Annotated in this window: 24 protein-coding genes; 7 read left to right on the top strand and 17 right to left on the bottom strand. The window is 72.9% G+C overall.

What is annotated here, in order from left to right; all coding sequences use genetic code 11:
* Nucleotides 1-213 precede the first annotated feature (213 nt).
* From AB0G15_RS26785 to AB0G15_RS26770, 4 genes are all read right to left on the bottom strand, one after another.
* A complete protein-coding gene (locus tag AB0G15_RS26785) occupies nucleotides 214-1902 on the bottom strand; it encodes a hypothetical protein (RefSeq protein WP_362844959.1) in 1689 nt (562 codons plus the stop codon).
* Between the two features lie 64 nt (nucleotides 1903-1966).
* Nucleotides 1967-2917: a sugar kinase gene (locus tag AB0G15_RS26780; protein WP_362844956.1), complete on the bottom strand. Its 951-nt coding sequence runs from the start codon at nucleotides 2915-2917 to the stop codon at nucleotides 1967-1969.
* 7 nt (nucleotides 2918-2924) lie between these two features.
* A complete protein-coding gene (locus tag AB0G15_RS26775) occupies nucleotides 2925-3863 on the bottom strand; it encodes a pseudouridine-5'-phosphate glycosidase (protein ID WP_362844953.1) in 939 nt (312 codons plus the stop codon).
* A 123-nt stretch (nucleotides 3864-3986) separates the two neighbouring features.
* A complete protein-coding gene (locus tag AB0G15_RS26770; RefSeq protein WP_362844950.1) occupies nucleotides 3987-5096 on the bottom strand; it encodes a putative sulfate exporter family transporter in 1110 nt (369 codons plus the stop codon).
* A 70-nt stretch (nucleotides 5097-5166) separates the two neighbouring features.
* Between AB0G15_RS26770 and AB0G15_RS26765 the strand changes: the two genes are divergently transcribed.
* From AB0G15_RS26765 to AB0G15_RS26745, 5 genes are all read left to right on the top strand, one after another.
* A complete protein-coding gene (locus AB0G15_RS26765; RefSeq protein WP_362844947.1) occupies nucleotides 5167-6069 on the top strand; it encodes a LysR family transcriptional regulator in 903 nt (300 codons plus the stop codon).
* A gap of 293 nt (nucleotides 6070-6362) precedes the next feature.
* Complete coding sequence (locus AB0G15_RS26760) at nucleotides 6363-7877, top strand: NAD(P)/FAD-dependent oxidoreductase (RefSeq protein WP_362844944.1); 1515 nt, start codon at nucleotides 6363-6365, stop codon at nucleotides 7875-7877.
* Nucleotides 7878-7920: 43 nt separating this feature from the next.
* Nucleotides 7921-8628, top strand: a complete 708-nt coding sequence (locus AB0G15_RS26755; RefSeq protein ID WP_362844940.1) for a response regulator transcription factor — start codon at nucleotides 7921-7923, stop codon at nucleotides 8626-8628.
* Entirely contained in the window at nucleotides 8625-10043 is a 1419-nt protein-coding gene (locus tag AB0G15_RS26750; protein ID WP_362844937.1) for a HAMP domain-containing sensor histidine kinase, read from the top strand. The genes AB0G15_RS26755 and AB0G15_RS26750 overlap by 4 nt, the downstream gene beginning before the upstream one ends.
* Before the next feature lie 111 nt (nucleotides 10044-10154).
* Nucleotides 10155-10808: a TetR/AcrR family transcriptional regulator gene (locus AB0G15_RS26745; RefSeq protein ID WP_362844934.1), complete on the top strand. Its 654-nt coding sequence runs from the start codon at nucleotides 10155-10157 to the stop codon at nucleotides 10806-10808.
* 91 nt (nucleotides 10809-10899) lie between these two features.
* Here the strand turns inward: AB0G15_RS26745 and AB0G15_RS26740 are convergent, their stop codons facing one another.
* Nucleotides 10900-11757: an SAM-dependent methyltransferase gene (locus AB0G15_RS26740; RefSeq protein WP_362844932.1), complete on the bottom strand. Its 858-nt coding sequence runs from the start codon at nucleotides 11755-11757 to the stop codon at nucleotides 10900-10902.
* Between the two features lie 297 nt (nucleotides 11758-12054).
* Nucleotides 12055-12426: a cupin domain-containing protein gene (locus AB0G15_RS26735; RefSeq protein WP_362844929.1), complete on the bottom strand. Its 372-nt coding sequence runs from the start codon at nucleotides 12424-12426 to the stop codon at nucleotides 12055-12057.
* Between the two features lie 99 nt (nucleotides 12427-12525).
* Between AB0G15_RS26735 and AB0G15_RS26730 the strand changes: the two genes are divergently transcribed.
* Entirely contained in the window at nucleotides 12526-13332 is an 807-nt protein-coding gene (locus AB0G15_RS26730; RefSeq protein ID WP_362844926.1) for an AraC family transcriptional regulator, read from the top strand.
* Between the two features lie 68 nt (nucleotides 13333-13400).
* Here the strand turns inward: AB0G15_RS26730 and AB0G15_RS26725 are convergent, their stop codons facing one another.
* From AB0G15_RS26725 to AB0G15_RS26675, 11 genes are all read right to left on the bottom strand, one after another.
* Nucleotides 13401-13670 (bottom strand): hypothetical protein, encoded by a 270-nt coding sequence (locus tag AB0G15_RS26725; protein WP_362844923.1) that lies wholly within the window; start codon nucleotides 13668-13670, stop codon nucleotides 13401-13403.
* A gap of 46 nt (nucleotides 13671-13716) precedes the next feature.
* Nucleotides 13717-14589: a helix-turn-helix transcriptional regulator gene (locus AB0G15_RS26720; protein WP_362844921.1), complete on the bottom strand. Its 873-nt coding sequence runs from the start codon at nucleotides 14587-14589 to the stop codon at nucleotides 13717-13719.
* 135 nt (nucleotides 14590-14724) lie between these two features.
* Nucleotides 14725-14949: a hypothetical protein gene (locus AB0G15_RS26715; RefSeq protein ID WP_362844918.1), complete on the bottom strand. Its 225-nt coding sequence runs from the start codon at nucleotides 14947-14949 to the stop codon at nucleotides 14725-14727.
* Nucleotides 14950-15198: 249 nt separating this feature from the next.
* Nucleotides 15199-16305, bottom strand: coding sequence for a Gfo/Idh/MocA family oxidoreductase (locus tag AB0G15_RS26710; protein ID WP_362844915.1), 1107 nt, complete (start codon nucleotides 16303-16305; stop codon nucleotides 15199-15201).
* Between the two features lie 220 nt (nucleotides 16306-16525).
* The gene (locus tag AB0G15_RS26705) at nucleotides 16526-17107 is read right to left on the bottom strand and encodes a TetR/AcrR family transcriptional regulator (RefSeq protein ID WP_362844913.1); all 582 of its coding nucleotides are present in this window, start codon (nucleotides 17105-17107) and stop codon (nucleotides 16526-16528) included.
* A gap of 210 nt (nucleotides 17108-17317) precedes the next feature.
* Nucleotides 17318-18343, bottom strand: a complete 1026-nt coding sequence (locus tag AB0G15_RS26700) for a phosphotransferase family protein (protein ID WP_362844911.1) — start codon at nucleotides 18341-18343, stop codon at nucleotides 17318-17320.
* Nucleotides 18344-18599: 256 nt separating this feature from the next.
* Nucleotides 18600-20444, bottom strand: coding sequence for an acyclic terpene utilization AtuA family protein (locus AB0G15_RS26695; RefSeq protein ID WP_362844908.1), 1845 nt, complete (start codon nucleotides 20442-20444; stop codon nucleotides 18600-18602).
* Nucleotides 20445-20564: 120 nt separating this feature from the next.
* The gene (locus AB0G15_RS26690) at nucleotides 20565-21377 is read right to left on the bottom strand and encodes an enoyl-CoA hydratase-related protein (protein ID WP_362844906.1); all 813 of its coding nucleotides are present in this window, start codon (nucleotides 21375-21377) and stop codon (nucleotides 20565-20567) included.
* Nucleotides 21378-21433: 56 nt separating this feature from the next.
* A complete protein-coding gene (locus AB0G15_RS26685) occupies nucleotides 21434-23461 on the bottom strand; it encodes a biotin carboxylase N-terminal domain-containing protein (protein ID WP_362844903.1) in 2028 nt (675 codons plus the stop codon).
* Between the two features lie 2 nt (nucleotides 23462-23463).
* The gene (locus AB0G15_RS26680) at nucleotides 23464-25083 is read right to left on the bottom strand and encodes a carboxyl transferase domain-containing protein (RefSeq protein WP_362844901.1); all 1620 of its coding nucleotides are present in this window, start codon (nucleotides 25081-25083) and stop codon (nucleotides 23464-23466) included.
* Complete coding sequence (locus AB0G15_RS26675; protein ID WP_362844898.1) at nucleotides 25080-25781, bottom strand: TetR/AcrR family transcriptional regulator; 702 nt, start codon at nucleotides 25779-25781, stop codon at nucleotides 25080-25082. Before AB0G15_RS26675 ends, AB0G15_RS26680 begins: the two co-directional genes overlap by 4 nt.
* A gap of 186 nt (nucleotides 25782-25967) precedes the next feature.
* On the opposite strand from AB0G15_RS26675, the gene AB0G15_RS26670 reads away from it, so the two are divergent.
* On the top strand, nucleotides 25968-26165 hold the full coding sequence (locus AB0G15_RS26670; protein ID WP_362844895.1) for a hypothetical protein: 198 nt from the start codon (nucleotides 25968-25970) through the stop codon (nucleotides 26163-26165).
* Nucleotides 26166-26272: the final 107 nt, after the last annotated feature.

The following is a 26272-nucleotide window of genomic DNA, read 5'->3' as shown; positions in this document are numbered from 1 at the left end:
ATCCGGCCTCGGTGGTCGCCGCCGCCCGGCGTTGAAGCGGATCGAAGCGGACCGGAGCGGACCGGAGCGGACCGGGCCGGTCGCCCGGTGCCCGGGTCGCCTTCCGGTGCGGACCCGTGCCCGATGTGGATCTGTGTTCGGTATGGACCCGTGCCCGGTGCGGACCCGCGCCTTTTCCCGGGCCGTCGCAAACGGCCCGGGAGAAGGCGGGAGTCACGCGGGCAGCTGGGCGTCCAGGCGGTAGCCGTCCACGGTGACGTAGACCTGGTCGCCCGGGCGGGCGTTCAGGCGCATCAGGACGGGTTGCAGGGAGTCGAAGACGGGATGGTCCCGCCAGACCAGGACCACCGCGTTGTCGCCGGGGCCGGTGACCGACAGCAGCGTGCCGGGACGCATGCCCAGCTGGGTGGCGTACCCCTCGGGCACGGCGACCGGGCCGCCCCGCAGGTGGTCGCTGGTCACCTCGATGCGCTGCCAGCGGGCCGGGTCGGACGACGGGCTCGCGGGCGGGTGCATCGGGACCCGCTGGCTGGTGATCAGGTGCGGCCTGGAGTTCCCGCTCGCCAGGGCCGACAACGTGGCCAGGGCGGCACGGGGGTCGATGGCGCCGGTGTTCACCTGCGGGATCGGCTGCCCGCCGCGGTGGTGGTGGTGGCCGTTCGCCCCCGGGGTGCGGCGCGGCAGCTGCCTGACCGCCTCGGTGGCGCTCTCCTGGGGGGCCGCCTCCTGCGTGGCGCTCGCGGCGAGGGCGTCCAGCCAGGCCTGGACCGAGTGGGACCGGATGCCGAGCTGGTGCTCCATGAGCCTGAGCGCGTCGCTGTCGATCGGCTTGCCCGCCAGGAGCTGGCGGGTCCGGTCGCGCAGGCCGCCCAGGTCGCCCACGACGAGCCAGTCGTCCTGGAGCCGCCGGTCGGGCATGAGCGTGACCAGCACCCTCCACAGCGGGGTCCGCAGGGTGGGGACCTCGATCGGGTGCGCGGGGTCGGCACCGATGAGCTGGTCCTTGGTCGCGGCGGAGCCCAGCCACTCGGTCAGCCCGAACATGTGCCCGGTGAGCGGCGCGGACTCCGAGGAGCGCAGCCAGAGCAGGATGCGTTCCTCGGCGGCGCGCTGGGCCGCCGAGAGCGCGTCGCGGTCGGCGTTCAGCTTGTGCGCGAGCGCGCGCAGGCTGATCGGGTCGACCGCGAAGAGCCGTTCGACGGCGACCGCGCACTCCAGCGGGCTCCAGTCCCTGAACATGTTGTCGACCAGGCGGACCAGCGGGTAGTCGCTGAGAAGGGCCTGCGGGCTGGGAGCGACAGGTTCCGCCGGGGCGGCCGGTTCCGGGACCGGCGCCTGCCGCTGCTCCTGCGGCGGCGGCGACGGCTGGGCGGGGACCTGCGGCACGGGTGTCTGCGCCGGGTCCTGGACCCGCTCCTGGAGCGGGACCTGCGCGTGGACGGCGGCCGGCGCGGCCTGCTCGGCGATCCCCGGGATGTGGCCGAGCACCTCGCGGAACACGGCGGTGACCACGGTCTCGGGGGAGAACGTCGCGGGCCCTGTCGCGGGCCCGCTCAGGTCTCCGGCGGTCAGGCGGCGCAGGCGATTCCAGCCGCCCAGGCCGGCGATGGCCGAGCGCGTGGGCTCCGGCCAGCCGGGCAGGGTGGGGTCGACCGTGTGGACGTGCAGCGCGGGCAGCACGTCGCTCAACGGCAGATGGTCCCAGCGTGACAGCGAGAGCCGGGCCAGCCGGTCGCAGACCCAGTCGAGCCCCGCGGCGCCGAGGGCCTTGGGCAAGGTGACCGACGACCACCAGCCGGCGGGCAGCCGGGGGTCGGCCAGGGCTTCGGCGACCTGCTGGGGGCGGCTCCAGCGCAGGGCCGGGACCAGATCACTCAGGCAGATCGATGACTCGGCATCCATCGGCGGACCGTAACCTCCCCAAAGTGACGCGTGTGGCTAATGGTGCAGCTTACGCCGCAAGCTATCAATTGGTGTTAAGAGGGTAAAGCTCCTTAGTACCCAAATCAGACGGAAGGACACGCGGACGTCCGCCCAGGACCGTCACGGCCTCCGCTCCGGCGCGGCGTCCGGCGTCCAGCGCGGCCTCGTCCGCGGCCCCGCTCAGCAGGGCCGTGAGCAGTCCGGCGGCGAACGCGTCCCCCGCTCCAATGGAGTCAACCACCTCGGTGGTGAGTGCGGGAACCCGAGCGGCCAACTTTCCGTCCCTGGCCATCAACGCGCCGCGGGATCCGAGCTTCACCGCCGCCGCGCCGTAGCGGAGGCTCAGGCTCTCGGCCGCCCCCTCCGCAGTGGCCTCGCCGGTGAGCAGCAGCGCCTCGTCCAGGTTGGGGATGATCAGCTGGGCGGTCAGGGTCTCCTGGACGAACCGCTCGACGCCGAACGAGCGCAGGAAACCGGTCGAGGCCGGGTCCACGCTGATCGAGACGCCGCGCCGGGACGCCTCGGCCATGGCGAGCCGGGAAAGCTGGAGCCCCGGCTCGGCGAACAGTGTGTACCCGGACAGGTGGAGATGGCCCACCCCGTCGAGCAGGCTCTCGTCCCAGTCGCCCGTGCCGATGTGCCCGCCCGCGCCCCTGTTGGTGAGCATGGAACGCTCCCCGGTCACGTCGACCATGGCGATCACCACCGCGGTGGGCCGGTGGGGGTCGACCCGCAGATGCGGCCGTACCCCGAACCGCCGCAGCTCGGCGGCGTGCCAGTCGGCGGTGTCGAAGCCGGCCCGGGTCAGGATCCGCACGTCGGCGCCCAGCCGGGCGGCCCAGGAGGCGGTGTTGGCCCCCGACCCCCCGGGACGCAGCACGATGTCGGCGGCGGTGTCCGTCCCGACGGCCAGGCCGCTCCTGGCGGACCCACCGTGAAGTGCGACGACGTCGGTCACCACGTCGCCGATGACCAGCAGACCCGTTCCGGTCACGGTGTCCTCAGTCTCCCCGGCTCCAGGAGGCCGCGATCTGCCCGGCGACGCGGGCGTTGCCCCGCACCGCGGCCAGGTTCGCCTCGAGCGAGGCGCCGTCGGTGCCGCGCACCAGGTAGCCCAGCAGGAACGGGGTGATGGCCTGACCGGTGATCTGCCGCTGCTCCGCCTCGGCCAGGGCCCCGGCGAGGACCCGGTCGTGCAGCTCGGGGTCGAGCTGCTCGGGCAGCGGCACCGGGTTGGCGACGATCAGCGCGGTCTCCGGGCCCCCGAGCGTGTCCTGGGCCCGCATGATGCCCGCGGCCTCGTCCGGGGTCTCGATCCGCCAGTCGACCGGCTCGCCCGAAGTGTGCAGGTAGAAGCCGGGGAACTCGTCGGTGCGGAACCCCGCGATCGTGACGCCGCGCGTCTCCAGCCGCTGCAGGGTGGCGGGAACGTCCAGGATCGACTTCACGCCCGCGCAGACCACGGTGATGCGGGTCCGGCTCAGCATGTCGAGGTCGGCCGACTCGTCCTGGCTCTCGGTCCACCCGCGGTGCACGCCGCCGAGACCGCCGGTGGCGAAGACCCGGATGCCCGCCCTGGCGGCGAGGAACGAGGTGGCGGAGACCGTGGTCGCCCCGCTCGCCCCGAGCGCGGCGGCGGCGGGCAGGTCGCGGAAGCCCAGCTTGCGCAGCCCCGGCTCACCGGCGACGCGCTCCAGCTCGCTCTTGTCGAGACCGATGCGCGCCACGCCGTCCAGCACCGCGATCGTCGCGGGCACCGCCCCGGCCTCCCGGACGATCTGCTCCAGCTCCACCGCGACCTCGAGGTTGCGGGGCTGGGGCAGGCCGTGGGAGATGATCGTGGACTCCAGGGCCACGATCGGGGCGCCCTGCTCCAGCGCCTCGGCCACCTCGCTGGAGGGGCGGAGCATGCCGGAGAGGGACTGTCGGGTGGTACGCATGAGCTGGTTCTGTCTCCTTGTCCGAGGTCGTAATCATTGCTTGCTTTTGGAACGGTGTAAACGACACCGTCTTCCCCAAAAAGAGCACGTTACGGCGGTTGCGGGGAGACGTCCACTCAAAGATCAGCCAATGAGCACCACTCCGAGCAGTGAGATCCCGCCGATGATGACCGTGGCGATTCCGCCCAGGAGCAGCGAGCGCCCACCCCGCACGAGCCTCCGCAGGTCGACACCGGTGCCCAGGGCGAAGAGCGCCGCCGCGAGCAGCACCGCCGTCAGGTCGGGGACCACCCGGATGATCCCGTCCGGCACCACGCCCAGGCTCCGCGCCGCCACGGCCGCGACGAACCCGGCGACGAACAGCGGCACCACCGGCGGGCGCCGCGTCGCCCGCCCGGCCTCGGGGCGCTCCGCCGCGGCAGGGCGCGGGGAGGCCGCGGCGCGGCGCAGGGAGACGGAGGTGAGCCCGACGATCGGGGCGAGCAGGACGACCCGGGCCAGCTTGACGGCCACCGCGCTCACCAGCACCCCCGCCCCGGCCGCCGCGCCGATCGCCGCCACCTGCGCGACCTCGTGGACCGAGGCCCCGGCCCACAGGCCCAGCTGGTGCGGGGTCAGCCCCAGCGCCCCCGCGAGCAGGGGCAGCGTGACGATCGAGACGCTGCCGTACAGGACGACCACGCCGACCGCGGCCGCCACGTCGTCGTCGTCGCTCTCCGCGACCTCGTGCATGGCGGCCACGGCCGCCGCCCCGCAGACGGACACGCCGGTCGCGATCAGCAGGGACCTGCGCGGGCTCACCCCGACGCGGCCTCCGATCCACCGCGTCGCGGCGAACGTGACGCCGGTCCCCACGGCGACCACCGCCAGTGCCCGCCAGCCGAGCGCCAGCAGTTCCGGCAGCGCGATCTGCAGGCCGAGCAGCACGATCGCCAGGCGCAGCACCCGGCGGGCGGCGAACCCGAGCCCGGGGGCCAGCGACCGGTGCAGGCCGCCGAGGTTGGTGAGCGCGACCCCGAGGACCACCGCGATCACGGCGGCGCTCACCCCGGGAACGATCCTGGTCGCGGCCGTCGCCAGGACCACCGCGACGGCCGCGGCCCCGAGCCCCGGCGCGAGCGCTCCGAGCGCTCCGAGTCTCGTCGCCGGTGCCGGTGCCGGTCGTACGGGTGCCTGGGGGGTGCGCGCGGCGGGGTCGGGGGAACGGGTGAGAGGGGAGGGGGAGACGGGCATCCCCCGAGTTTCGGCGCGGCGCCGGGAGGCCGGTAGCCATCACCTTCCTGGAAGGTCATAGCCTGGAGCTATGAGCGAGCTGCCCGACCTCGAATCCCTGCGCCTGCTCGTCGACGTGGAACGCCTGGGCAGCCTCGGCCAGGCGGCCCGGGCCGCGGGCATCGCGCAGCCGTCGGTGAGCAAGCGCATCTCGCTGCTGGAACGCCGACTCGGGCTGCCGCTGCTGGAACGCACCCCGCGCGGGTCCACCCTCACCCCGCAGGGCGTGATGGTCTCGGCCTGGGCCGCGCAGGTGCTCGCGGCGGCGGAGGAGCTCATGCGGGGGGCGGAGGCGGTGCGGCGCGGCCGGGCCGCGCACCTGCACATCGCCGCCAGCATGACGGTGGCCGAGTACCTGCTGCCACGCTGGCTGGGGGAGCTCCAGGACCGCGAGCCCCAGGTCCAGGTCGGCCTGGACGTGCAGAACTCGGCCGAGGTGGCGAGGCTGATCGGCGGGAGGATCGAGCTCGGGTTCGTGGAGGGGCCCTCGGTCCCGGCCGGGCTGGTGTCGCGGGTGGTGGCCACCGACAGGCTCGTGGTGGTGGTCGCACCGGGGCACCCGTGGGCGCGCCGCCGCACCCCGCTGCTCGCCGCCGAACTGGCCGCCACCCCGCTGGTCGTCCGCGAGCGGGGGTCGGGCACCCGCGAGACGCTGGACCTCGCGCTCACCGGCCACGACGTCGCCGCCCCGAAGCTGGAGCTCGGTTCCAACGCCGCGGTCAAGGGCGCCGCCCGCGAGGGCGCCGCCCCCGCCGTGCTCAGCGGCTACGCGGTGGAGGCCGAGCTGGCCACCGGCCGCCTGGTCGAGGTGCCCACGAGGGACATCGACCTCACGCGCCGGCTGCGGGCGGTCTGGCGCGACGGCCGTGCCCCCACCGGCCCCGCCGCCACGCTCCTCACGATCACCCTCTCCGCCGCCCGCGAGGGGCGGTGACCGGGATGGCCGCGAGGTGCGGGCGGGGGCGCGGGCGGTTGACGGCGGGTGGGGCGGCGAGGCGTGCGCGGTTGACGGCGGGTGGGGTGGTGGAGCGCGTGCGGCTGCGCTCCTGGCCGCCGATACAGCGATATTTCGATATTTCGGGATATGGTGAGGCGCATGGTGATGGTCGAGACGCCGAGCGTGCTCTGCCCCGAGCCACACTGGCAGACGGGTCTCTGACGGCCGCGGCCCCGGCCCCGCGTTCCCTCACCTCACCTCACCTCACCTCACCTCCATCGGGAAGTCTCGTGCTCCGCTCTCGCTACGAAGCCGTGATCGTCGGAGGCGGCCACAACGGCCTGGTCGCCGCCGCCTACCTCGCCCGCGCCGGGCGGCGCGTCCTCGTCCTGGAACGCCTCGGTCACGTCGGCGGCCTCGCCGTGTCGGCGCGGGCGTTCCCCGGGGTCGACGCCCGGCTCTCGCGCTACTCGTACCTGGTCAGCCTGCTGCCCTCGAAGGTCGTCGCCGACCTGGGGCTGAAAATCGCGCTGCGCCGCCGCCGGTACGCCTCGTACACGCCGGCGGGGGAGACCGGGCTGCTGGTCGACAACGGCGACGCCGCGCGGACCGCGGCGTCCTTCGCCCGGGTCACCGGAGGCGACGGCGAGCTGGAGGCGTGGCGGCGTTTCTACGGGATGACCGCCGACGTCGCCGAGCGGGTCGCGCCGACGCTGCTGGAACCCCTCGCGGACCGGGCGGCGATGCGGAACCTCGTCGGCGAGGAGGCCTGGCGCGACCTGTTCGAGCGGCCGGTCGGCGAGGTGGTGGACGAGCGGTTCGCCGACGACACCGTGCGCGGCGTGGTCCTCACCGACGCCCTCATCGGCACCTTCGCCGATCCCTCGGACCCCGGCCTGCTGGCCAACCGCTGCCTCCTCTACCACGTGATCGGCGACGGGACCGGCGACTGGAACGTCCCCGTCGGCGGCATGGGCGCGGTGTCCGGCGCGCTCGCCGACGCCGCCCGCGCCGCCGGGGCGGAGATCCTGACCGGTGCCGAGGTCCTCGCCGTCGACCCCTCGGGCGAGGTCGCCTTCCGCGACGCGGACGGCGAGCACGCGGTGACGGGTGAGCGGATCCTGGCCAACGTGCCGCCCGCCGTGCTCGCCCGGCTGCTCGGAGAGGCCGAACCCGTCCCGGAGGGGGCCCAGCTCAAGGTCAACATGGTGCTCTCGAGGCTGCCGCGCCTGCGGGATCCCGGCGTGGACCCCGCGGCGGCCTTCAGCGGCACGTTCCACATCAACGAGGGCCGCGACCAGCTCGCCCGCGCGTACGCGGAGGCGTCGGCCGGGCGGATCCCCTCGCTGCCCCCGGCCGAGGTCTACTGCCACTCGCTGACCGACCCCTCCATCCTCGGCCAGGAACTGCGCGAGGCCGGAGCCCACACGATGACGCTGTTCGGCCTGCACATGCCCGCCAGGCTGTTCCGCGAGGACCCGGCGGGGGCGCGCGAGGCCGCGTTGCGCGCCACGCTCGCCTCGATGAACGCGGTGCTCGCCGAACCCGTCGAGGACTGCCTGCTGCGCGCCCCCGACGGCGGTCCGTGCCTGGAGGCGAAGACCCCGGTCGACCTGGAGACCGAGGCGGGCCTGCCCGGCGGGCACATCTTCCACCGCGACCTGTCCTGGCCGTACGGGGAGCCGGGGCGGTGGGGGGTGGAGACCGCCTTCGAGCGCGTCCTGCTCTGCGGCGCGGGCGCCCGGCGCGGCGGCGGCGTCAGCGGCATCCCCGGCCACAACGCCGCCATGGCGCTGCTCTCCTGAGACGTTCATCCGGTTCTCATGATGGGCGTCTACCGTGGAGGCCATGGCCGAGGGTGAGGCGGCGCGAGTGCTGGTCGTGGACGACGAGCCCGCGCTCAGGGAGGCGTTGCAGAGCAGCCTGGAGTTCGAGGGCTACCGGGTCGGCCTGGCCTCGGACGGCCAGGCGGCGCTGGAGGCGATCGACCGGGAGCCGTACGAGCTGGTCCTGCTCGACGTCATGATGCCCCGGCTGGACGGGCTGACCGCCTGCCGCAGGCTCAGGGCGGCGGGCAACCACCTGCCGGTGCTCATGCTCACCGCCCGCGACGCCGTGGGCGACCGGGTGTCGGGCCTGGACGCGGGGGCCGACGACTACCTGGTCAAGCCGTTCGAGCTGGACGAGCTACTGGCGCGCGTCAGGGCGCTGCTGCGGCGCGGGGCCCTGAGCGCGCCCGCGGCCGAGGACGGCGCGGTCCTGACCTTCGGCGACCTGCGGATGGACGTCGCCGGCCGCGAGGTCACCCGGGCCGGCGAGCCGCTGGGGCTGACCCGCACCGAGTACCTGCTGCTGGAGCTGCTCATGGTCCACCCCCGCCAGGTGCTCACCCGCGAGCAGATCCTCGGCGAGGTGTGGGGCTTCGACTTCGAGCCGTCCTCCAACTCCCTCGACGTCTACGTCATGTACCTGCGCCGCAAGACCGAGATCGGCGGGCGCCCCCGGCTGATCCACACCGTCCGGGGCGTCGGCTACGTGCTGCGGGCCTCCGCGTGAACGGTCGCCGCTCCCTGCGCTCCCGGCTGACCCTGCTGGTGGCGGCGGCCGTGGCGCTGGCGATCGCGGTGTGCGCGATGCTGTGCTGGTTCGTCGTGCGGGCCGAGCTGCTGCGGCAGGTGGACGGTTCGCTGGAGGGACGGCCGCAGGGCATGGAGTGGATCGGGCCGTACTGCCCGGGCGGGCCGCGAGGGCCCGGAGCCCCGGGAGTCCCGGGAGAGCGGGGAGAGATCGCCGGTCGCAGGCTGCCGTCCCGCCTGCCGCCCGTCCAGCTGGTCTACGCCGACGGCGGGAGGTGCGTGGCCGGTTCCACGCCCGTCAAGGTCACCCCGGCGGACCTGGCCCTGACCCACGGCCCCCTGGGCCGGCGGGCGTTGCGGAACGGCGTGACCGACGGCGGCGAGGAGGTCCGGGTGATGACGAAGAGCGTCCGCCCGGGTCTCGCGGTCATGGAGTCCCGGTCCCTGGAGGAGGTCCGCTCCACCCTCGCCGCGCTCGCCTGGCTCCTCGCGGGGGTCACCGCGCTCGGCGTGCTCGGCGCCGCCTCCGCCGGGCTGCTCGTCTCCCGTACGGCGCTGCGTCCCGTCGGCCGCCTGACCGAGGCCGTCGAGTACGTCGCCAGGACCGAGGACCTCGACACCAGGATCCCGGTCGAGGGCACCGACGAGATCGCCCGGCTCGGCGTCTCCTTCAACGCGATGACCACCGCGCTGGCCGGGTCCCGCGAGCGCCAGCGACGGCTGATCGCCGACGCGGGGCACGAGCTGCGCACCCCGCTCACCAGCCTGCGCACCAACATCGACCTGCTGCTGCGCAGCGAGAACGCCGGACGCCCCCTCGACGCCGCTCCCAAGCGCAGGCTGCTGGCCAACCTCAAGGCCCAGTTCGAGGAGATGTCCACCCTCGTCGGGGACCTGCTCCAGCTCTCGCGCTCGGAGGACGAGCACGAGCCGCACGTCGAGGTCGCCTTCCACGACACCGTCGAGGTGGCCGTGCGCAGGGCCCGACCGCGCGCGCCCGACACCGCGATCGAGGTGGAGCTGAGTCCCTGGTACCTGCGGGGCGACCAGGCCGCCCTGGAGCGGGCCGTGGTGAACCTGCTGGACAACGCGGTGAAGTTCTCGGCCGGCCGGGCCGAGCCGGTGAGCGTGCGGCTCCGCGGCGGCGAGCTGACCGTCAGGGACCACGGCCCCGGCATCCCGGAGGAGGAGCTGCCGTACGTGTTCGACCGGTTCTGGCGGTCGTCCTCGGCCCGCAGCATGCCCGGCTCGGGACTGGGGCTGGCCATCGTGGCCAAGGCCGTGCGCGACGCCGGGGGAGAGGTGAACCTGGAGAACGCCGCCGGGGGCGGCACCCTCGCCCGCCTCCGCCTGCCCGGCTCTCCCACCAGGTCCCCCGCCGCCGCGGGCGCGTGAGCCGCTCGTACGGTGGCCGGATACGGCCGGTGAGACCGGGGCGAAGCTATTGACTGATTCGCCAATCAGGAGTAGTGGGGCGGTGGCCGCGCGCTGCTGTAGTCTTGCGCCGTGCACAGCGGAGGAGGAGCGCGCAGCAGCCGCGCCGACCAGGCCGACCAGCGCCGAGCGGAGCTCCTTGAAGCCGCCAGGCGAGTCGTGCTGGAGCGCGGGCTGGCCAGCACCCGCGTCGCCGACATCGCCAGGGCGACGAACGTGAGCGGCGGGCTGATCCACTACCATTTCGCCACCAAGGACGATCTCATCACCGAGATGCTCCGCAGCACCAGCGACTCCGAGATCCAGCGGCTGAGGGAGATCGTCGCGGGCCCCGGCACCGCCGTCCAGCTTCTCGACCGGGTCCTGCGCTTCTACATCCCGGCCTCCCGCTCCGACCAGAGCTGGATCCTCTGGGTCGACGCCTGGGCCGTCGGGGTGCGCGAGGAGCACGTCCGCACCATCCTGCTGGAGCTCGAGGGCGCCTGGATCGAGATCCTCAGCCAGGTGATCTCCGACGGCGTGGCCTCGGGCGAGTTCACCTGCGACGACCCCCTGGGCTCGGCCGAGCGGATCGACGGCATGCTCGACGGCCTCGTGGTCCGGTACACCCTGCACACCGGCAACATGTCGCGGAGCAGGATGCTCCACCACGCCCGGGTCGCCGCCGCCCGGGAGGTCGGCCTCGCCCTCTCCGACTTCCCCGACGCGCCGGCCGAGTCCTCCTAGTGGTGCCTCGTCAGGTGGTCGGGGCGGTCGCCGGGGGCAGGCGGGGCGTCGGCCCGCCCAGGTGAGCAGCGGGCTTGGATCCCTCGCGCCACTAGGGCTTGCGGGCCAGACCGCCGTAATAGGTGTGGTAGAGCAGGGCGTTCCTGACGAAGAAGCTCGGCTCGTCACGCCACTCGGGGAGCGGGACGAGGCCCGGTTCGAGCAGCTCGAAGTCGCCGAAGTACTCCGTGATCTCGTCCGTGGTGCGCCAGCGGCCGGTGCCGAGGTTCTCGTTGAAGAGCTTCTCGGCCGTCGTGGCCTGCTGGGACGCCGCCGGGTGCGCCTCGCCGGGATTGCAGAAGTGCGAGATCGCCACGAAGCTGCCGGACACCAGCGGGGCGCGCAGCGTGGCCGCCACCCCCGCGGGATCCTCCTGGTCGTGCAGATGATGCAGGACGCTCAGCATCAGCAGCCCCACCGGCTCGCTGAAGTCGATGAACTCCTTCACCCGATCGTTCTCCAGGATCGACCGCGGGTCGCGCGCGTCCGCCTGGACGACCGTCGTGCTGTCGTCGGTGGTGAGCAGCGCCCGCCCGTGGACCAGCACCATGGGGTCGTTGTCCACGTAGACCACCCGGGCCGCCGGATCGACCTCCTGCGCCACCTGGTGCACGTTGCCCTGGGTGGGCAGGCCCGACCCGATGTCGATGAACTGCCTGATCCCCGCCTCGGCCGCCATGTGGTGCACGACCCGCCGCAGGAAGGCCCGGTTCTGCCGCCCGGAGTCCTGGGCTCCCGGGGAGATCTTCAGGGCCGCCTCGGCGACCTGCCGGTCGATGGCGAAGTTGTCCTTCCCGCCCAGGAACCAGTCGTAGACCCTCGCGATGCTGGGCTTCGTCGTGTCGATCTCCGCGGGAAGCTGACTCCTGTTCAGCGTCGCCCCGTTCCAATCCTCGCCGCTCTCGGACACCTCGCCACCTTCGTTCCGATCGGGGCCCCGCTTGATCGCGGGGAACTGGGCAGATAATAACCAGGAATCCCTCTGAAGACAGATATGTAGCGACAAGCTAGTGAATAAGCCTAGGAATCATGATGTGAGGATGGCGCTAAGAAAGCCGCAAATCGCTCAATCGGGTGGCTTTCCCCCAGGTTCGCGGTGACCGCGAGGTCCACGGGGTGGGCGTTGAGCAGAGAGGTTTCGGGGCCTGGCCGAGGCGGGCCGGAGCCGTCCGCCGGTCACGGGGACGAGGGCCGTGACCTCGTGTCCCTAGCCGAGGGATTCGGCGGCCTTGGACATCGGACCTCCCGCGTCACCGGTGTTGAGCGTGCCGGCGGGCTCCACGAGCAGGATGGCCGTCTCCTCCTCGGCCACCGGGCAGTGCTCGACACCGCGGGGCACCACGTACAGCTCGCCGGGCCCGAGGACGACGTCCCCCTCTCTGAGCTGGATGGTGAGCCGGCCGCTGACGACCAGGAACAGCTCGTCGGTCTCCGGATGGGTGTGCCAGACGAACTCCCCCTTGAGCTTGGCGAGCTTGATCTCGTAGTCGTTGAGGTCGGCGATCTTCTTCTGCGTCCACAACTCGCTGAACCGGTCCAGCGCGCGGGCGATGTTGACGGGATCCAGGGAAACGGACAATTCACTGCCACCTTTCGAACAGGACCGCCCCGATCGGGGCGGTGGCCGATGTGACGAGCGTGGCCCGCTCGCGGCCCGTCCGTCTTGTACGTTCCTTGCATGACCTCCCGCCGCCCGCCGCCGACGATCAGGGCGTGGCGGCCGCCCGTCGCCGGCGTCGCCGAGGTCTTCCACGCGCGCTTCACCGACCACGCCTACCCGGCCCATACGCACAACACGTGGGCTCTCATGATCCTCGAGGCCGGCGCGGTCGACTTCGGGCTGGACCGTCGCCGGCACGGCGCCGCCGACCCCGCCGCCGTCGTACTCCTGCCGCCGGGTGTCCCGCACGACGGCAGGACCGTCACCCCCGCCGGCTTCCGCAAGAAAGTCCTCTACCTGGACACCACCGTGCTCCCGGAACATCTGACCGGCAGGGCGGTGGACGCCCCGATCGTCGCCGATCCGCTCCTGCGTCACCGGATCCACCGGTTGCACGCCGCTCTCGGCCGGCCCGGGGAGGAGTTCGAGGCCGGATCGCGCCTGGCGTTCGTCGCGGAGCGGCTGCGGTTCCATCTGGAGGCGTCGCGGCCTCGCACGCCCGGCCGTGAGGCACACCGCCTGGCCGCCGGTCTGCGCGAGCTCCTGGACGCGCGTGTCCGGGAGGGCCTGTCACTGCGGGAGGCCGCCGCCGTCCTGCACGCTCACCCGACCCACCTGATCCGATGCTTCAAGCAGACCTACGGCCTGCCGCCGCACGCCTACCTCACCGGCAGGCGTGTCGAACACGCGCGCCGGGCACTGCTGAGCGGCCGGCGGCCGGCCGAGGTGGCCACGAGCGTGGGCTTCCACGACCAGGCGCACCTGACCCGGCACTTCACCCGGCACGTCGGCACCACACCCGCCCGTTACGCGACGCGGACCTGAGAGGGCGACGCGGACCTGGGAGGAGGGAGTCTCGCCCGGCTTCCGGCCGTCGCGGCGTGGGCGGGCGGTCAGATCCGGGGGGTGGGCAGGGCGGCGAGCAGGAAGGCCAGCCGGGCCGCGGCGGCGTCGATGTTCTCGCTGCAGCCGAGCCGGTAACCCCACGACGTGATGAAGCCCCCGTCCGGGGAGCAGGTCACGGTCTCGGCCAGGGTGCTGCTGAAGCGGTTGCGGACGTAGACGTAAGCGGGATCGCCGAACGAGATCCGTTGCACGGAAAGGTCGGCGTGCAGTCGTATCGCGGCAACGAGTCTCTCGAGACAAGACAGCGTGTCCAGCATCGTGCGTCACCTCCGTCTCGACAGAGAATTGCACGATCTTGGGATGCTAATCAAGCAATTGCGGTGTTTGGTCGGCTGATTGTCCGGAGAAATCGCTGAGTACTCGGACGATCACCGATCTGGCATCCTCCCTGAAGGCCGCGACCTCGCAGAGTTCCTCGAAGGTCCGCGCGTAGAAGGCGACGTCCTCCGGGTCGCGCAGCAGCAGGTCCCTCGTCCTGGTCGGTACCGCCACGTGGTCCTCGTCGTATATCCAGAAGCCGTTGAGCAGCGCCGAGGGCAGGAACGCCTCGAAGGGGATCACGCCGAACTCCACGTTCGGCAGCGCCGTCACCGCCAGCAACCGGTCGAGCTGCCCGCGCATCACGTCCAGCGGGGCGAGCCGGTGGCGCAGGGCCGCCTCCGGCATGACGAACCTGAACCGCTTGCTCTGGTCGTAGAGGATGTCCTGGCGCTGCATGCGCACCCGGATGGCCGCGTCGATCTCGTCGGGCGCCTGGTAGAGGCGCTTGATCCGGGTGAAGATGCTCCGGGCGTACTCGGTGGTCTGCAGCAGTCCGATGACCACGCCGGGCTCGAACACCCGCAGCCGGGTGGTCCGCGCCTCCACGTCGCGGATGTCCTCCTGGAGCGCCGCCAGCCCGCTGCGGTGCCGCTGCCGCCAGGAGTCCTGGCGGTCCAGGAGGCTCGCGGCCTGCTCCACCAGCTCCCCGGCGATCTCGGGGGAGGCGTCCACGGCCCGCGCCCACCGGGTGACGTCGTCCTCGGTCGCGGTCTGGCGGGCGTTCTCGATCCGGGAGACCTTGGACGCCTGCCATCTCAGCCGCTCGGCCAGCTCCTTGCCCGACAGGTGGGCTGCCTCACGCAGGTGCCGTAGCCGCACCCCGAGTTCGGTTCTGGCCTGCTGGAACCCGGTCACACGATCTCCTCGGCCGTTCGCGCGAGCCGGATGGCGCGGCCGCCGTCCGCCTGTGCTCCCCGCGTGCTCACGTCACCTCCCGCATGGTGCGCACGACGCTAGACCCGAGCGTGTGGATCAAGCCATAGAGCACTCCTAATCGTGACCAACATTTACAGAAAGTACTCGGCGCGCGATGTCCGCGAGAAGCTCGCGCGGTACCTCGACGGCGGTTTCACCGTCCAGGACGTGGCGCAGATCGGCCAGCGCCGCCGCGTCGGTCACCCGGAGACCCTGCACCACGATGGTCCCGCGGTCGGTCTCGTAGAGGGAGGGGCAGGCCCCCGCCTCGGAGGTGGAGCCAAGAAACCGCAGACGCATGACTGAATCCTTCCCCGAACCACATTCTTGAAGCAATTGCGAGCAATCCTGGGACGCGAAAGGTTGCATGAAGGTTTCAAGGGGACGGGCCGGTACCGGATGAAAGGGGCGGTGGGTGCTGAGGCGTGGGTGCTGAGGCGCAGGCCGGGAACCATCCGGCGGACCTGACGGGTGAGGTGCTCAACGCGGCGGGAAACGCCCGGGTGGTACCCCTGCGCCCGGGCACAGGGTACCGCCCGGGCGTTTTTCCTACGCCGGGTCCGGAGTCTGGGTGGTTCCCGTGCGGGAGGCCCGCTCGATCGTGTCGGCGAGCCGGTGCCGCCGCAGGGCGTACTCGAAGCCGGGCACGGTGCGCGTGCCCTCACGCAGGTCTCGCCCGAAGCGCGCGTACACCTGGGCCACGCCCTGCGCCGTCGCGGGCAGGTCGCGCGGGACCGGGTGAAAGCGGCTGTCGGGGAGGGCGATGTCGGCGAGCTCCCGGTCGTCGCCCCGGCCGCCCCGCAGCCGCAGGTCCAGGGCCTGGAGGTTGCCGTTGATGCCGGGGGCGGTCAGGACCAGGTCGCCGTCGGTGCCGTTGATCTCCCAGTGGAAGTTGTCGCCGCGGGAGGAACCGCCCCGGTAGAACATCGAGAGGGCGGCGCCGCTGCGGAAGGTGCCCGTGACGGACACCTGGTCGGCCACCGTCACCGGGATGGTGGAGCCGTCGTCGACCACCTGTGCCTGCGTGAGGCTGGTGACCAGGTTGGCCGAGACGGTGGCGAGCTCGCCGAGCACGGCGTTCACCGCCTCCAGGGCGTGCAGCGCGGAAGCGGTCAAGAGCGTCGCGCCGGCGCCGGTGTCGTAGAGGTAGGCGTGCGCGCGGTCGGTCACGGGGCTCCAGGCCAGGCCCGATCCGACCAGCGTCGTGCCGAGCACCTTCCCGACGTAGCCGTCCGCGACCAGGTCACGGGTGTGGCGGATCGCCGGAAGGAAGCCGCCCTGCAGCCCGATCACCGTACGGACCCCCGCGGCCTCGGCCCGGGCGGCCAGGTCGGCCGCCTCGTCGGTGCCGACGCCGAGGGGCCACTCGCTGTAGACCATCTTCCCCGCCGCCAGCGCCGCGGAGATCAGCGCGTGGTGGTGGGGCACCTTGACCGACACCACCACCAGATCCACTCCGGGATGGGCGATCAGATCGGCGGGGTCGTCGAAGGCCGCCGGGACGTCGAACTCCTTGGCGGCCTGGTCGGCGGACGCGCGGCGTGAGGTGCTGATGGCGCGCAACTCGTAGCCCGGGAGGGCCTTGAGCGCGGGAACGTGGCTGATGGCCGCCCATCCGCCGACGCTCGCCCCGATGATGCCGACGCCGATGTTCATGATGCTCCTAAGGTGATGCCCGGTCGCCGACGGCGAACGGGGTGTGCCGATGTCGTGTGCGGGGGGTTGGTGTGGTGGGCCGGAGGCGCGGGATCAGCCGCCCCGGACGCCTGCGGCCTCGAAGCGGTGGTACGGCGGGTCGCCGTCGTCCGTGGCGTCTCCTCCTGCCCGCCGACGGCGGATATCTTGAATGATCGTTACAGATTCGGGCCGTGAAACGTCAGTCGAGGCAGCCCAGGGCCGCCTCCACGACGCTCATCAGGTACCGGCGGTCGGGGTTGATCGCCCCCGTGACCCGTAACCCGTGAATGACGGTCATGAGGAACCTCGCCGAGTCCCGGGGGTCGCGGACGCCGACCGGCTCGCCGCGGGCCTGGGCCGCCGCGATCGCCTCGGTCAGCTCGTCCTCCAGCAGCGAGGTCGTCGCCCCCACCCGCGTGGCCACCTGGGGGTCGTGGCACAGCCGCTCGGTCGCGGCGCTGACGATCAGGCAGGCCTGCTCGCGCCCGTCCCGCAGGATGGTCTCCACCAGGTCGACCAGGATGTCGCGGACCAGCTCCCGTGCCGGGGTGCCGCTGCGCAGCAGATCGACCAGGGGGAGCGCGTACCGATCCCGGTAACGGTCCAGCACCGCCTGGTACAGGCCCTCCTTGCTTCCGAACGCCGCGTAGAGGGAGCCGCGGCCCACCCCGGTGGCGTCGACCAGGTCCTGCACCGAGGTGCCCTCGTAGCCCTTGTGCCGGAAGACGAACATCGCCGCTTCCAGCGCGGCCTCCGTGTCGAACTCCCTCACTCGTGCCATATAGCCCAAACTAGTCTTATCTGGAACGAACAGTCAAGTTTTCTCTCGTTCGTTCAGATATCGGCGGCGCACGGGCCCGGACCGGCCGGGGAGGCCAAGGCTCCCTTCCCCGGCACACCGGCTTCCGGCTCTCTTCCCCGGCACACCGTCACATCGACGGCGGAGGCGCCACCGGCAGGACCGTCCTCCGCCCTCGGGCGGGGGAGGACGTCACATGAACGTCCGGGCGCGGGCGAACAGGTTCAGCGTGGTGGCGTGGAGCAGGTCCCCGATCTCCTTGGGAGCCTTGCCCGCGCAGGCGCGGGCGTGCGTGCCCTCCAGGACGATGCCGAGCTTGAAGCAGGCCATCACCGCGTACCAGTCGACGGCCGACAGATCCCGGTCGGACAGGGCCGCGTAGCAGTCGACGAGCTCGGCGGCCGTGGCCAGCCCGGTGACCCCGCCGGAGATCACCCCCACGCCGTCGGGGGCCGGCCAGGTGGCCAGCAGCCATCCCAGGTCCAGCAGCGGGTCGCCCACCGTGCACATCTCCCAGTCGACGATCGCGGCCACCCGGGGCCCGTCGCAGGCGAACATGAGGTTGGCCAGGTGGTAGTCGCCGTGCATGATCCCCGGGGTGAACTCCCTCGGCCGGTTGCGCTCCAGCCAGCCCGCGGTCTCCGCCAGCCCCGGGATGTCGGGCCCCGGATATCCCTTCAGGGCTCCGTAGCCGTCCAGCTCGCCCATCCAGCGGGGCACCTGCCGCTCCAGGAACCCCTCGGGGTGGCCGAACCCGTCGAGCGCGCCGTGGTCCACCCGTCCGAGGTCGGCCAGCGCCGCGGCCGCCTCCAGTCCCATCCGGTGCCGGATCGCGGGATCGCCGGCGTGCGGCTCGGGCAGCTCGACGGTGGCGTTGAACCCCCGGACCGGCTCCATCAGGTAGAAGACGGCGCCCATGACGCTCTCGTCGGTGCAGGCCGCGACCAGGCGCGGCGCCGCCACCGGCGTGTCGCGCAGGACCGCGAGCACCCTCGCCTCCCGGCGGAGCACCTCGTTGCTCCTGGCGCGCGGGTGCAGCGGCGGCCTGCGCAGCACGTACGACGCCCCGCCCCGCTCGAAGCGCACCATGACGTTCTGCGTCCCGCCCGTCACCGGCGCGACCCGCTCGAACGGCCCTTCCGGCAGCCCTCGCGCGTCCATCCACGCACCGAGCACGTCGAAGTCGATCGCGGTGACGTCGATGTGCGTGGACGTCATGCACCCTCCTTGACCGAATGATGTTCTAGGTGGGGTGAATCTACGATTCCCGTTCGCGACGGTCAATAGTCTCCCGCTCCGGCGGAAGCGGCGCCCGCGCCGCGAGAACTCGTTTCGCGGCGTCGGGTGAGGTCTCGCGGCGTCGGGTGAAATCGGGTGAAAGAGGTGACCGCGCAGGGATGTCCCCGTGTCGCGCGCCGTTCACGCACGGGGAGCGCCGGGGCGGCGGTCAGGACCTGCGGGCACACACGGTCCGTCAGAGAAGGCGTCGCGGGATGTCGGCGAGCCCGGCGCGGAGTTCCTCCCCGAGGGCCTTGGCCTGGGCGTCGAGACGGGGACTCGCGGCCACGCCCCGGCCGAGGAGACCGTGCACGACGAAGTTGAGGGCGAGCAGGTTGGGCAGCTCGAAGCGCTCGACCTTCAGGCCGGCGGTGAACGGCAGGAGCTCCGCCAGGCGTTCGACCGTCAGGTAGCCCTCCAGCCACCCGAACCGCTCCGCCGTACGGACCCAGACCCCCAGGTTGGCGTTGCCGCCCTTGTCCCCCGAGCGGGCGCCCACGATCGTGCCCAGCGCGACCCGCGCGGTCTCACCGTCGTCGTGCTCGTCGTGCTCGTCGTGCTCGTCGTGCTCGTCGTGCTCGTCGTGCTCGTCGTGCGGGGCGGCCGGGGCGGTGCCGGCGTCGCTCCCGTGGCCCGCGGCCTCGCCGCCGCCCGCCGCCCGCGCGGTCGGCGCATCCGGCGTGCCGGATACCTCGGACAGCTCGCGTGCGCCGGGTGCGTCGCCTGTGCCGGGAGCGGCGGGGAGCTCGCGGCCGTCGAGCCAGACGCGGGCCCGCACCGTCTCCGCCGGGACGAGCGTGGGCCAGTAGACCCCGTACGGCGAGGCGTCACCGGGCGGGGTGAGGCCGTAGAAGCCGGGATAGCTCGCCAGGCCGGTCTCGACCACGGCCGCGGAGAAGGCGCGCCCCGCCCTCCGCCGGTCGGCGTCCATCACGGTGACGCGCAGCAGGGCGGTCCCGGCGAGCGGTGCGTGCGGGGTGGGCGGTGAGAGCGGGGTGAGCTCCACGTGGACCTCGTCGAACGACTCCTTCGGCACCCGCGACCAGATGGCCTCCTCGGCCAGCCGGGCCTTCGCCTCGATGTCCAGGCCGGTCAGGACGAGCGTCATCGTGTTGCGGTAGCCCGCCAGGTAGTTGACGGCGACCTTGAGCGTGTCCGGAGGCGCCTCGCCGCGCACCCCCGAGACGCGGACCCGGTCGGGGCCCTCCTGCTCCAGCCGGATCGTGTCGAAACGCGCGACCACGTCGGGCCCGAGGTAGCGGGGCGACCCGATCTCGTACAGCAGCTGCGCGGTGACCGTGCCCACCGAGACCAGCCCCCCGGTCCCCGGGTGCTTGGTGACCACGCTGGAGCCGTCGGCCTCCAGCTCCACCAGCGGGAACCCGCAGCGCGCCGGGTCGGGCACCTCGCCGAAGAACGCGTAGTTGCCGCCGGTCGCCTGGCAGCCGCACTCGATGACGTGCCCGGCGACCACCGAACCGGCCAGCGCGTCGAGGTCGTCAGGCCCCCACCCGTACCGCCAGATCCCCGGCCCGGTGACCAGGGCGGCGTCCGTGACGCGCCCGGTCACCACCACGTCCGCCCCGGCCGACAGGGCGGCGGCGATCGGGCGGCCCCCCAGGTAGGCGTTGGCGGTCAGGGCGGGGGCGGGCAGCGGCTCACCGGTGTCCGCGTTAAGGGCGCCGGCCAGGTCGTGGCCGGTCAGGTCGTCGCCGGTGACGTGGGCGACCCTCACCGGCAGCCCGAGGCGCCCGGCCAGCTCGCGCACGGCCTCGGCGCACCCGGCCGGGTCCAGCCCGCCCGCGTTGGAGACGATCCTGACGCCCCGCTCCAGGCACGTCCCGAGGACCTCCTCCAGCTGCTTGAGGAAGGTCGGCGCGTAGCCGGGGCGGCCCTTCAGCCGGTTCCCGGCCAGGATCAGCATGGTCAGCTCGGCGAGCCAGTCGCCGGTGAGCACGTCGATCGGGCCGCCCTCCACCATCTCCCTGGCGGCCGACAGCCGGTCGCCGTAGAAGCCGGAGCAGTTGGCCACGCGCAGCATCAGCCCTCCTCGGTCCGGGACGCGCCGCCGCGCGTCTCCGATTCTTCCGATTCGCCGTACGGCATCAGCTCTCCCCGATCCGGGACGCGCCACCGCGCGCCCCCGGCTCGCCGTACGGCATCAGATCGTCTCCGGCGCGGGGATCCACGACGCGGGCCGCTTCTCCATGAAGGCGGCGATCCCCTCCTGCCCCTCGGCGGAGGTGAACCGCCGCGCGGACAGCTCGGCCATCCGGCGCATGCCCTCCTCGACGCTCAGCCCGGGCACGGTCCGCACCAGCTGCTTGGTGAGGGCGAGCGCCTCGGGGCCGCCGCGCAGCAGCATGCCGGTGTAGTGGGCGACGGCCGCGTCCAGCTCCTCCTCGGGCACGGCGCGGGTGAGCAGCCCGATCTCCACGGCGCGGGCGGCGTCGAACGTCTCGCCGGTGAGCAGGTACTCGGCGGCGGCGCGCGGGCCGAGCCGCCGCAGCACGGTCACCGAGATCATCGCGGGCACCACGCCGAGCCGCACCTCGCTGAACGCGAACGACGCGGAGTCGGGGGCGATCGCGAAGTCGCAGGCCGCCACCAGGCCGAGCCCCCCGGCCCGCGCCGTGCCGTTCAGCCTGCAGACGACCGGCTTCGGGCTCTCCCAGATCAGGCTCATGATCTCCGGGAACGACGCGGTCACCGGCGCCTCGTGCGCGCCGCCCGGCGCGACCCGCTGCTCCTTCAGGTCGGCGCCCGCGCAGAACACCGGCCCGGTCCCGGTGAGCACGATCACCCGGACGCTCTCCTCGGCCAGCGCCCAGTTGAGCCGGTCCTCCAGGTCGCCCAGCAGCCGCACCGACAGCGCGTTGCGGTTGCGGGGGGAGTCGAGGGTGATCGTCGCCACCCCGCCGGACACCTCCTTGCGCACCAGGCGTTCCACCGGCCAGCCCCCGTCGCTCTTCATCTCGGTCCTTCCGTCCTCGAGACCCCCTCCCGGCTCCCGGGAACCGGGGGAGGAGGTCACGTCTGCTCCTCGATCACGGCCAGCACGGCCCCCGCCTCGACCTGGCGGCCCGGTGTCACGTTCACCGCCGCCACCGTGCCCGGCGCGGGCGCGGCGATCCGGTGCTCCATCTTCATGGCTTCGAGCACCACGACCACCTGCCCCGCCCCGACGGTCTCGCCCGCCTTGACGTCGACCCGCAGCACCGTACCGGGCATGGGCGCCACCAGGGAGCCGGGCAGCACGTGTTCCACCGGTTCCGGCAGGCGGGCCAGCGGGGTGAGCCGTACGGAACCGAGGGGGGAGTCCACGTGCGTCACGCCGTCGTAGCGGGCGACGGCGAAGCGGTGCCGCACGCCCGAGGTCTCCAGCACCACGAGCGAGGGCGTCGCGCCGACCAGGACCGTATCGGGAAACCCCTCCGCCCGCAGGCCGTCCCTGGTGATCCGGTAGGAGATCTCGGCCTCCGCGAAGGCGGCGCGCTGCGGTTGCGACACCACATTGCGCCACCCGCTCGGCAGTCCCGCCTGCACGGTCGCCGCCGCCCGGTTGGCCGCCGCCCCCGCGAGCGCGGCGGCGAGGGCGGACAGGCGCACGAGCTCCGGCCGTTCCCGGCCGGGCGCCGGGGGGCCGGTGAGCCCGTGTTCCTCCAGGAAACCGGTGTGGGTGTCCCCGGCCAGGAACGCCGGGTGGCGCAGGACCTCGACCAGCAGGTCCCGGTTGGTGACGAGACCGTGGATCCTCGCGCCCGCCAGCGCGGCGGCCAGCCTGCGCACGGCGTCGGGGCGGCTCGCGCCGTAGGAGACGACCTTGGCGAGCATCGGGTCGTAGTGGACGCCGATCTCAGAGCCGTCCTCGACGCCGGAGTCCAGCCGCAGCCCGTGGCGCCCGCCGGGTGCGGGCGCGAAGCGGGAGTCCACGCCGGGCACCTCGAAACGGTGCAGGACGCCGCTCTGCGGAAGCCAGTCGCGGGTCGGGTCCTCGGCGTACAGGCGCACCTCGACGGCGTGCCCGGACGGTCCGGGCGGCGACGCGGGAAGCCGGGCGCCCTCGGCGATCCGCAGCTGCCACTCGACGAGGTCGACGCCGTGGACGCACTCGGTCACCGGGTGCTCCACCTGCAACCGGGTGTTCATCTCCAGGAAGGCGACCGTCTCGTCCCTGACGAGGAACTCGACGGTCCCGGCGCCGACGTAGCCGATGGCCCGCGCGGCGGTGACCGCCGCGTCGAGGAGCCGCGCCCGCATCGCGGGGGAGATCGCCGGGGACGGGGTCTCCTCGACCACCTTCTGGTGCCGCCGCTGGATCGAGCACTCCCGCTCGCCCAGCGCCCACACCGTCCCGTGCCCGTCGGCCAGGATCTGCACCTCGATGTGCCGGGCGCCCTCCAGCAGGGGCTCGACGAACACCGTGCCGTCCCCGAACGCCGACGCCGCCTCCCGGCGCGCCGACTCGACCGCCTCGGGCAGGTCGCCGGTGAGCCGCACGACGCGCATCCCGCGCCCGCCGCCACCGGCCGACGCCTTCACCAGCAGGGGTGCGGCCCGTCCGGAGGCCGTCCCGCCCATCCGGGTGAACACGGCGTCCAGGTCGCCTTCCAGATCGTCCGCCGAGTAGCCGGGTCCCGCGACGAAGCCCGGCAGCACCGGGACCCCGGCCCCGGCCATCAGCGCCTTGGCCTCGATCTTGGAGCCCATCGCGGCGACGGCCCCGGCCGGAGGGCCGACCCAGGTCAGCCCGGCCTCCGGCACGGCCCGCGCGAAGGCGGCGTTCTCCGACAGGAAGCCGTACCCGGGATGGACCGCGTCGGCGCCCGACGCGCGGGCCGCTTCGATGATCTTCTCCACCGACAGGTAGGTGTCGGCGGGCCGGACCCCGCGCAGCCGTACGGCGTGGTCGGCCTCAGCCACGTGCGGCGCGTCCGCGTCGGCGTCCGAGAAGACCGCGACGGTCTCGATGCCGAGGTCGCGGCAGGTACGGAAGACGCGGCGGGCGATCTCACCCCGGTTGGCGACGAGCAGGCGGCGGATCGGCGAGATGGTCATGGTCACATCCGGAAGACGCCGAAGCCCGAGGGCCGCGGGACGGTGTCGTTGTCGAAGGTGGCGTTGTGGGAGGCGGCGTTGCCGTTGCTCACGGCGGACAGGCACAGGCCCAGGACCGTCCGGGTGTCGCGGGGGTCGATCACGCCGTCGTCGTAGAGGCGGCCGGACAGGAAGAACGGCAGCGACTCGGCCTCGATCTGCGCCTCGACCAGCCGGCGCATCGCCACGTCGCCCTCCTCGTCGTAGACCTGGCCGCGCGCCTGGGCGGCGGCCCGGCCGACGATGGACAGCACCCCGGCGAGCTGGGCGGGCCCCATCACGGCCGACTTGGCGCTGGGCCAGGTGAACAGGAAGCGGGGGTCGTAGGCCCTGCCGCACATGCCGTAGTTACCCGCCCCGTACGAGGCGCCCATCACGATCGTGATGTGCGGGACGGACGAGTTGGACACCGCGTTGATCATCATGGCGCCGTGCTTGATGATGCCGCCCTGCTCGTAGTCCTTGCCGACCATGTAGCCGGTGGTGTTCTGCAGGAAGACCAGCGGGACGCGGACCTGGTTGGCGAGCTGGATGAACTGCGCCGCCTTCTGCGCCTCCTCGCTGAACAGCACGCCCCGGGCGTTGGCCAGGATCCCGATCGGATGGCCGTGCAGGCGGGCCCACCCGGTCACCAGGCTCCCGCCGTACAGGGGCTTGAACTCGTCGAACTCGCTGCCGTCCACCACCCGCGCGATCACCTCGCGCGGGTCGAACGGGATCTTCAGGTCCTCCGGCACGATGCCCAGCAGCTCGTCCTCGTCGTACAGCGGCTCGCGCACGGCGCCGGGGGAGACGCCGGGCCCGCGCCGGTTCAGGCCCCTGACGATCCGCCGCCCGATCCGCAGCGCGTCGTGCTCGTCGGCGGCGAGGTAGTCGGCCAGGCCGCTGACACGGGCGTGCATCTCGGCGCCGCCCAGCGACTCGTCGTCGGCCTCCTCCCCGGTGGCCATCTTGACCAGCGGCGGCCCGCCGAGGAAGACCTTCGCGCGCTCCTTGACCATGACCACGTGGTCGCTCATCCCCGGCACGTACGCCCCACCGGCCGTGGAGTTGCCGAAGACCAGGGCGATCGTGGGGATCCCGGCCGCCGACAGGCGGGTCAGGTCGCGGAAGATCCGGCCGCCGGGGATGAAGATCTCCTTCTGGGTCGGCAGGTCGGCCCCGCCCGACTCCACCAGGTTGATCAGCGGCAGCCGGTTCTCGAGGGCGATGTCGGCCGCCCTGAGCGTCTTGCGCATCGTCCACGGGTTGGACGAGCCGCCCCGCACGGTCGGGTCGTTGGCGACGAGCACGCACTCGACGCCCTCGACCACCCCGATCCCGGTGACCACGCTCGCCCCGACGGGGAAGTCGCTGCCCCAGGCCGCCAGTGGCGAGAGCTCCAGGAACGCCGAGTCGGGGTCGACGAGCAGCTCGATCCGCTCCCTGGCCAGGAGCTTGCCCCGCGCGCGGTGCCGGTCGACGTACTTCCCGCCGCCGCCCGCCACGGCCCTGGCCTGTTCGGCGTCGAGCTCGGCCAGCTTGGCGAGCATCGCCTCGCGCCGCGCCAGGTAGTCCTCGCCGGAGGTGTCCAGGCGGCTCATGAGCCCGCTCCCTTGGTTGACGCGGACGTCACATCGACGCTCCGGCTCGTTGGCGTTGGCGCTTGTGGCGGTGACGGTGTTCGTGCCGGAGCCGGTGTCAGGCCGATGGCCCGGGCCCAGAGCGTGGAGAGCGTCGCGACGGCGGTCCGCTCGTCGGCGTGCTCGCCGAGGTCCAGCCAGACGTGGGCGAAGTGCTCGACCATCCCGCCCAGCATCACGGCGGTCAGCCGGGGGTCCAGCGACGGGTCGGCCAGCCCCTGCTCCTGCAGGCGCCGCAGCCCTTCCGCGCCCCGCCGCACGAAGACCTCGCGCAGCTCGAGCAGGAGGCCGCGGAAGCTCTCGTCGGTGGCCGCGACCTGCTCCAGCATCCGTACCAGCCGGGAGTTGGCGGCCCACGCGCGAAGGTAGAGCAGGTTGGCGGCCTCGATGCGGGCGTACGGGTCGCCGGGGGCGGCCGGCCCGACCACGCTGGCGGTGAACATCTCGCCCACCACGGTCGCCGCCACCTCGCGGAACAGGTCCTCGCGCGAGCCGAAGTAGGTGTAGAAGGTGCCGTGCGAGACCCCGGCGCGGGCGCAGACGTCGTCGACGCGCACGGCGTCGTAGCCCCGCTCCTCGAACGCCTCCCGTCCCGCCTGGACGAGCGCCGCCCGGGTGCGCCGCCCCCTGCTGCCGAGGGTCTCGGACTTGACGATCACGTCAAGTACGGTAGCCCACAACCGGCGTCCCCGCCAAGGGCGGCGTGTCTTCCCGCCCGGGATCCGGTGACCTGACGACGACCGGGAAGACGGGAAGACCTGAGCCGGGTTTCGAAGGTGACCGACATACCGAGATGTTGCCCCGAGCGAGCGCATGTTCCGCGAGAGCGAGGGAAGCGGCAGCGCATGAACGAGAAGTCGGACGACGCGGCGAAGGCCGCCATGGGTCTCCCCATCGGTGTCGGTATCGGTGTCGCCATCGGCGCCGCTCTGGGAGTCGCCCTCAACGACCTGGCCATAGGCCTCGCTCTCGGGATCGCCATCGGCGCCGGCCTGGGAGTGGCCTTCATGGCCTCGCGCAAGAAGCGCGGAGGCAGGGGGTGAACGACCCCCTGCCTCCGCGCCGCGCCCCGGGCGCGCCGGGGCGGCCCCCCCGTGCGCGGCGCGCCTCACAACCCCCGCCCCCCCCACCCATGGAGCGCCCAAACGTA

It is taken from the genome of Streptosporangium sp. NPDC023825, assembly GCF_040639575.1.
GTDB lineage: Bacteria > Actinomycetota > Actinomycetes > Streptosporangiales > Streptosporangiaceae > Streptosporangium.
The sequence above is the reverse complement of the archived record's forward strand: the minus strand, read 5'-3'. Positions and strand labels throughout refer to the sequence as shown.

Coding starts and splice junctions, on each gene's coding strand:
- AB0G15_RS26785 (WP_362844959.1), bottom strand. CDS start 1,902: ATGGATGCCGAGTCATCGATCTGCCTGAGTGATCTGGTCCCGGCCCTG.
- AB0G15_RS26775 (WP_362844953.1), bottom strand. CDS start 3,863: ATGCGTACCACCCGACAGTCCCTCTCCGGCATGCTCCGCCCCTCCAGC.
- AB0G15_RS26725 (WP_362844923.1), bottom strand. CDS start 13,670: ATGCTGGACACGCTGTCTTGTCTCGAGAGACTCGTTGCCGCGATACGA.
- AB0G15_RS26755 (WP_362844940.1), top strand. CDS start 7,921: ATGGCCGAGGGTGAGGCGGCGCGAGTGCTGGTCGTGGACGACGAGCCC.
- AB0G15_RS26695 (WP_362844908.1), bottom strand. CDS start 20,444: ATGCTGCGCGTGGCCAACTGCTCCGGCTTCTACGGCGACCGGCTGTCG.
- AB0G15_RS26690 (WP_362844906.1), bottom strand. CDS start 21,377: ATGAAGAGCGACGGGGGCTGGCCGGTGGAACGCCTGGTGCGCAAGGAG.
- AB0G15_RS26685 (WP_362844903.1), bottom strand. CDS start 23,461: ATGACCATCTCGCCGATCCGCCGCCTGCTCGTCGCCAACCGGGGTGAG.
- AB0G15_RS26715 (WP_362844918.1), bottom strand. CDS start 14,949: ATGCGTCTGCGGTTTCTTGGCTCCACCTCCGAGGCGGGGGCCTGCCCC.
- AB0G15_RS26730 (WP_362844926.1), top strand. CDS start 12,526: ATGACCTCCCGCCGCCCGCCGCCGACGATCAGGGCGTGGCGGCCGCCC.
- AB0G15_RS26670 (WP_362844895.1), top strand. CDS start 25,968: ATGAACGAGAAGTCGGACGACGCGGCGAAGGCCGCCATGGGTCTCCCC.
- AB0G15_RS26710 (WP_362844915.1), bottom strand. CDS start 16,305: ATGAACATCGGCGTCGGCATCATCGGGGCGAGCGTCGGCGGATGGGCG.
- AB0G15_RS26680 (WP_362844901.1), bottom strand. CDS start 25,083: ATGAGCCGCCTGGACACCTCCGGCGAGGACTACCTGGCGCGGCGCGAG.
- AB0G15_RS26705 (WP_362844913.1), bottom strand. CDS start 17,107: ATGGCACGAGTGAGGGAGTTCGACACGGAGGCCGCGCTGGAAGCGGCG.
- AB0G15_RS26770 (WP_362844950.1), bottom strand. CDS start 5,096: ATGCCCGTCTCCCCCTCCCCTCTCACCCGTTCCCCCGACCCCGCCGCG.
- AB0G15_RS26765 (WP_362844947.1), top strand. CDS start 5,167: ATGAGCGAGCTGCCCGACCTCGAATCCCTGCGCCTGCTCGTCGACGTG.
- AB0G15_RS26700 (WP_362844911.1), bottom strand. CDS start 18,343: ATGACGTCCACGCACATCGACGTCACCGCGATCGACTTCGACGTGCTC.